Source organism: Methylibium sp. (genome assembly GCF_013817365.1).
Lineage (GTDB): Bacteria > Pseudomonadota > Gammaproteobacteria > Burkholderiales > Burkholderiaceae_C > Methylibium.
Map to the genome: position 1 here is coordinate 1 of NZ_JACDCU010000608.1, position 2,010 is coordinate 2,010.

2 protein-coding genes and 1 pseudogene are annotated in these 2,010 nt (G+C 63.3%); all 3 read left to right on the forward strand.

The annotated features are described in order from the left end of the window. Positions 1 to 182: pseudogene (gene rpsL / locus H0W38_RS21960) on the forward strand (30S ribosomal protein S12); the annotation flags it as partial. Positions 183 to 366: 184 nt separating this feature from the next. Further along, positions 367 to 837 carry a 30S ribosomal protein S7 gene (rpsG, locus tag H0W38_RS21965; protein WP_292448737.1) on the forward strand — a complete coding sequence of 157 codons (471 nt, stop codon included), beginning with the start codon at positions 367 to 369 and terminating at the stop codon, positions 835 to 837. A gap of 104 nt (positions 838 to 941) precedes the next feature. Beyond that, the coding region (locus H0W38_RS21970) for a GTP-binding protein (protein WP_292458235.1) at positions 942 to 2,010 on the forward strand (1,069 nt) is incomplete at its 3' end.

The following is a 2,010-nucleotide window of genomic DNA, read 5'->3' on the forward strand; positions in this document are numbered from 1 at the left end:
ACATCGGCGGCGAAGGCCATAACCTGCAGGAGCACAGCGTGGTGCTCGTTCGCGGCGGCCGCGTGAAGGACCTCCCGGGCGTGCGCTACCACATCGTTCGTGGCTCGCTCGACCTGCAGGGCGTGAAGGATCGCAAGCAATCGCGCTCGAAGTACGGCGCGAAGCGGCCCAAGAAGGCTTAACGGCTTTTGGGCCCGAAAAGGGCCTGAAGCCGACCGGCGCCCGGTTCCTCCGTGCGTCATTCATCGGCGCGCCGAGTGCGCGCCGCCCGCGGCGAGTTTTGCGTTCGCCGAGTAAGTCGATGCCCTGTGGGGTGTCCGTGGTTCGGGCGAAGCCCGGGCCGACTGAAGCAAAGAAGGAAGAGAAATGCCCCGTCGTCGCGAAGTCCCCAAACGCGAGATCCTGCCCGACCCGAAGTACGGCAACGTCGATCTCTCGAAGTTTATGAACGTGGTCATGGAGTCCGGCAAGAAGGCTGTGGCTGAGCGCATCATTTACGGTGCGTTGGAGCAGGTCGAGAAGAAGGCCCAGCGTGATCCGCTCGAGGTGTTCCTCACCGCGATCAACAACGTCAAGCCGATGGTCGAGGTGAAATCCCGCCGCGTCGGTGGCGCGAACTACCAGGTTCCCGTGGAAGTTCGCCCCGTGCGCCGCATGGCGCTGGCCATGCGCTGGCTCAAGGAGTCGGCCCGCAAGCGCAGCGAGAAGTCGATGGCGCAGCGTTTGGCCAATGAATTGCTTGAGGCCTCGGAAGGCCGCGGCGGCGCGATGAAAAAGCGCGATGAAGTGCACCGCATGGCCGAAGCCAACAAGGCGTTCTCGCACTTCCGCTTCTGACCCTTGGCGCCCGGCGCTCTGCGCCGACGTTCAACGCCCGCCCCCGGCTGCCCGGCGCGATCTTCGATCCGCAGCCGGGCGGCCTTCGTATTTGGAGTGAGACCATGGCCCGCAAGACCCCCATCGAGCGTTACCGCAACATCGGTATCTCTGCGCACATCGATGCCGGCAAGACCACGACCACCGAGCGCATCCTGTTCTACACCGGCGTCAACCACAAGATCGGCGAAGTGCACGATGGTGCGGCGACGATGGACTGGATGGAGCAGGAGCAAGAGCGCGGCATCACGATTACCTCGGCAGCAACTACGTGTTTCTGGAAAGGCATGGACCTAGCCCTGCCCGAGCACCGCATCAACATCATCGACACTCCCGGGCACGTCGACTTTACGATCGAGGTCGAGCGCTCGATGCGAGTGCTCGACGGTGCGTGCATGGTCTATTGCGCCGTGGGCGGCGTGCAGCCGCAGTCCGAGACCGTCTGGCGCCAAGCCAACAAGTACAAGGTGCCGCGGCTGGCGTTCGTCAACAAAATGGACCGCACCGGCGCGAACTTCTACAAGGTCTATGACCAGATGAAGGCGCGCCTGAAGGCGAACCCCGTGCCCATCGTGCTGCCCATAGGCGCCGAAGAGAACTTCACCGGTGTGATCGACCTCATCAAGATGAAAGCGATCATCTGGGACGAGGCCTCGCAAGGCATGAAGTTCGACTATCGGGAGATTCCGGCCGAGCTTCTCGAAGAAGCCAGGAAGTGGCGCGAGAACATGCTCGAGGCGGCGGCCGAGTCGAGTGAAGAGCTGATGAACAAGTACCTCGAATCGGGCGAGCTGTCCGAGGACGAGATCAAGCTCGGCATCCGCACCCGCACCATCGCGGCCGAGATTCAGCCCATGCTGTGTGGCAGCGCCTTCAAGAACAAGGGCGTGCAGCGCATGCTCGACGCGGTCATCGACTTCATGCCCTCGCCGATCGACGTGCCGCCGGTGCCGGGCCACGACGATGACGACAAGGAGGTGGTGCGCCGCGCGGACGACAGCGAGAAGTTCGCCGCGCTCGCCTTCAAGCTGATGACCGACCCCTATGTCGGCCAGCTGACTTTCGTGCGCGTGTACTCGGGCGTGCTGAAGTCGGGCGACTCTGTCTACAACCCGATCCGCGGCAAGAAGGAGC